The sequence below is a fragment of the Citrobacter sp. wls826 genome, from assembly GCF_005281245.1.
Taxonomy (GTDB): domain Bacteria; phylum Pseudomonadota; class Gammaproteobacteria; order Enterobacterales; family Enterobacteriaceae; genus Citrobacter; species Citrobacter braakii.
This window is the reverse complement of sequence record NZ_SZWS01000053.1, coordinates 269,171-272,989: the sequence shown is the minus strand read 5'-3', so window position 1 is coordinate 272,989 and position 3,819 is coordinate 269,171. Positions and strand designations below refer to the sequence as shown.

The window sequence follows — 3,819 nt, the reverse complement described above, 5'->3', positions numbered from 1 at the left end:
CCGGGGAAATCCCCGGCTTTTTTACTTCTTCTTCGCGGCCGCTTTTCGGCGCTTATCCAAATCCTTAATCAGCTTGTTCACACCGTCATCGGCAAACATCTGCTCCAGCGTGGCGGTGAGCTTACGCCGCCAGTTTTTGTACTGGTCGCTGGTCCCCGGAATATTGACGGGCTCAGCCATATCCAGCCAGTCTTCCGGTTGCAGGCCCAACAGCGCACTGTTACTGTCAGCGATGTAGCGTTGCATGCCGCGATTAAGAATCGGCGTCATCGACATCAGTGACGCCTTGTGACCAGCACGTTTTGGCAGGCACCCGTATTTGTGCAGCGCGTCCAGCAGCCCCTGTTTCGCCAGTTCTCTGTCCTGATACAACCCACGCAGCACGACTTCATCCGGGTACAGACCCAGCGCCTTACCCAGCGTCAGATCGCCGCTATCCCAATAACCTTTAAGCGTAGGAAGGTCATGCGTCGCCGCGACTGCCATTGATTGTTCCGGGTACGCTTTCGGCGCGCGGAAGTTTTTCTCATGGTCATTCTCAAAATAAAGCACTTTGTAGGAGTACACGCCGCTGTCACGCAGCTTGCTGACGATCTCTACCGGCACAGTCCCCAGATCTTCACCAATTACCATGCAGTGATGACGTTTACTTTCCAGCGCCAGAATTGAAAGCAGATCGTCGACCGGATAATGCACGTAGGCGCCGTGATCGGCAGTTTCGCCGTAAGGGATCCACCACAGACGCAGCATCGACATAACATGGTCGATACGCAACGCACCGCAGTTCTGCATATTGGCACGCAGCAGTTCGATAAACGGTTCGTAAGCGCGTGCCGTGATGATATGCGGATCCATCGGCGGCAATCCCCAGTTTTGCCCGAGCGGACCGAGAATATCCGGCGGTGCGCCAACCGAGGCTTTCAGGCAATACAACTCGCGGTCGCACCAGGTTTCCGCCCCGCCTTCGGCCACGCCGACAGCCAGATCGCGATATAATCCAATCGGCATCGCAAAGCCCTGGCTGGTTTTCCAGCAATCAGCAAACTGGGTATACGCCAGCCACTGCAACCACAGGTAGAAATCCACTTCATCACGATGCTCTTCGCAAAAGCGTTTTACCCCTGGCGAATCCACCGACTGGAAAGCTTGCGGCCACACCGGCCAGCCCCAGCGCAGTGCGTCCTCTTTCACCTGATGTGCATGCAGCGCGTCAAAGGCCGCCTGCCAGTACAGGCTATCCCCTTCCTGAATCACAAACTGACGAAATGCCGCCATCTGCTCATCGTCACGTGCAGAGAAGCTTTTCCACGCCATACGCAGCGCTGTCATCTTCAATGCCGTAACGGCAGAATAATCAACCCACTCGGTATCACGCGCGCGTTGCAGAGCTTGCTGAGTCGCGGGTTTCTGCCACCAGGCCTGCGCCTCTTTACTCAGGCGAAAATCGTCTACTGCGTTCACATCTATATAAATAACGTTCAGCCAGCGGCGTGACGACGGGCTGTACGGACTGGCACTCTCCGGGTTCGCCGGATACAGCGCGTGAATCGGATTCAGGCCGATAAACGCGCCACCGCGTTGCGCCACCTCCACCAGCATGGCACGGAGATCGCCAAAGTCGCCAATCCCCCAGTTTTTTTCTGAACGCAGGGTATAGAGCTGAACGCATGCGCCCCACAGCTTCTGCCCGGCTAACAGCGCCTGCGGCTCATAGCAGCGTTTCGGCGCGACGATGATGCGGCAATGGGTACGCAACTCCCCCTGGGTGAGGGTAAGCGTGTGATACCCTTCCGGCAGCTTCGCCGGAAGGTTGAACGATTTACCGCCGACGACATGTCCTTTGTGCTGCACGCCCTCTTCGGTGGTCAGCAACCAGTTAAACTCTCCGCGTCCCTCAACTGCCAGCGGCATTTTCTTACCCGCGGTATAAACCATGACATTCGGCACCGGGGTCACCGCCACCTGAGCGGTGGCGGTGGAGCGATGCATAGCGTCAAGCAAACGCCGCTTGGTTTCGACGCCAATAGACTGCGGTTTACCGTGGGCATTAATGTAATTGGGGCTGATCCCCGCCGCCAACGCGGCATTATCCAGACGTTTGCTTTCCATCGCGATTCCTTAACGTTTCGCCTGCCAGATACGAGTCTGATAATCGCGGATGGAGCGATCCGAACTGAACATGCCGCAACGCGCGGTATTCAGAATCGCCGCCCGGGTCCAGGCCTCCTGGTCACGATACAACACGTCAACCTGCTTCTGGGCTTCAACGTAGGCCGCGAAGTCCGCCATTAACAGATACGGGTCACCGCCCTGCTTGCCGATACTGTGCAGCATCTGGTCGAAGGCATGTTTATCGCCGTCGCTGTACTTCCCGCTTTCCAGCTCTTTCAGAACAGCATCCAGCACTTTATCTTTCTTACGCCATTTCACCGGGTCGTACCCTTTGGCCTTGAGCGCCTTCACCTCTTCCACAGTATGACCAAAGATAAAGATATTCTCGTCACCGACCTTCTCGGCGATTTCGACGTTTGCGCCATCCAGCGTACCGACGGTTAACGCACCGTTCAGCGCCAGCTTCATGTTACCGGTGCCGGAAGCCTCTTTCCCTGCGGTGGAGATTTGCTCAGAGATATCCGCCGCTGGGATCAACATTTCCGCCGCCGAGACACAATAATCCGGCAGGAATACGACCTTCAGCTTGTCGCCCACTTGCGGGTCGTTATTGATGGTTTCTGCGACCTTGTTAATGGCGAAGATGATATTTTTCGCCAGGTAGTAACCCGGAGCGGCTTTCGCGCCAAACAGGAATACGCGCGGCACGCGATCGGCCTGCGGGTTCTCACGGATTTCTTTGTATAACGCCAGAATATGCAGCAAGTTGAGGTGCTGACGCTTGTACTCATGCAGGCGTTTAATCTGAATATCAAAGAGAGCGTTAGTCGTTATCTCAATACCGGTACGCGCTTTAATAAACTTCACCAGACGCGCTTTGTTCGCCAGCTTGATGTCACGATACTGCTGACGAAACTTCGCGTCGTCGGCGTATTTTTCCAGGTTAATCAACTGATCGAGGTCGTTGGCCCACTCTTTTTTCAGCGATTTATCCAGCAGCGCGGCAAGTGCCGGGTTGCACTGCTTAATCCAGCGACGCGGAGTAATCCCGTTAGTGACGTTATGGAATTTGTTCGGCCAGAGCTGATGATATTCCGGGAACAGATCCTTCACCACCAAATCGGAGTGCAGCGCCGCCACGCCGTTAACCGCAAAGCCGCTGACCACACACATGTTGGCCATACGCACCTGTTTGTTGTGCACCACCGCCAGCTTCGCCCAAACTTCAGCGTCACCCGGCCAGGTTTTATCGACCAGCTTCTTAAAGCGGTCGTTAATCTCTTTGATGATTTGCATATGGCGCGGCAGTAGTGCTTTCACCAGCTTCTCGTCCCAGCACTCCAGCGCCTCTGGCATCAAAGTGTGGTTGGTATAAGCAAAGGTCTTACTGGTAATAGCCCACGCATCGTCCCAGCTCATCTGGTGCTCATCAATCAGTACACGCAGTAGCTCAGGGATGGCGATGGTCGGGTGAGTATCGTTGAGCTGAATCACCTCAAAATCAGCCAGCTCATGCAGTTTACGCCCTGCCAGATGATGGCGGCGCAGAATGTCAGCTACGGAGCAAGCGCACTGGAAGTATTGCTGCATCAGGCGCAGCTTTTTACCCGCGGTGTGGTTGTCGTTCGGGTACAGCACTTTGGTCAGTTTTTCAGCGTCGATGCCCTGCTGCTCTGCGCGCAGGAAATCGCCGTCATTAAATTTGGT

General features: G+C 55.3%; 2 protein-coding genes. Both read right to left on the bottom strand.

The window, feature by feature from the left end; translation table 11 throughout:
* Positions 1-21 precede the first annotated feature (21 nt).
* On the bottom strand, positions 22-2,109 hold the full coding sequence (gene malQ / locus FDW87_RS13720) for a 4-alpha-glucanotransferase (RefSeq protein ID WP_137379837.1): 2,088 nt from the start codon (positions 2,107-2,109) through the stop codon (positions 22-24).
* A gap of 9 nt (positions 2,110-2,118) precedes the next feature.
* Positions 2,119-3,819: glycogen/starch/alpha-glucan family phosphorylase (glgP, locus tag FDW87_RS13715; RefSeq protein ID WP_252363170.1), on the bottom strand; the 1,701-nt coding region annotated here is incomplete at its 5' end.

Bases quoted from the DNA above. Each gene is read 5' to 3' on its own strand.
- malQ (WP_137379837.1), bottom strand. From the start codon at position 2,109: ATGGAAAGCAAACGTCTGGATAATGCCGCGTTGGCGGCGGGGATCAGC.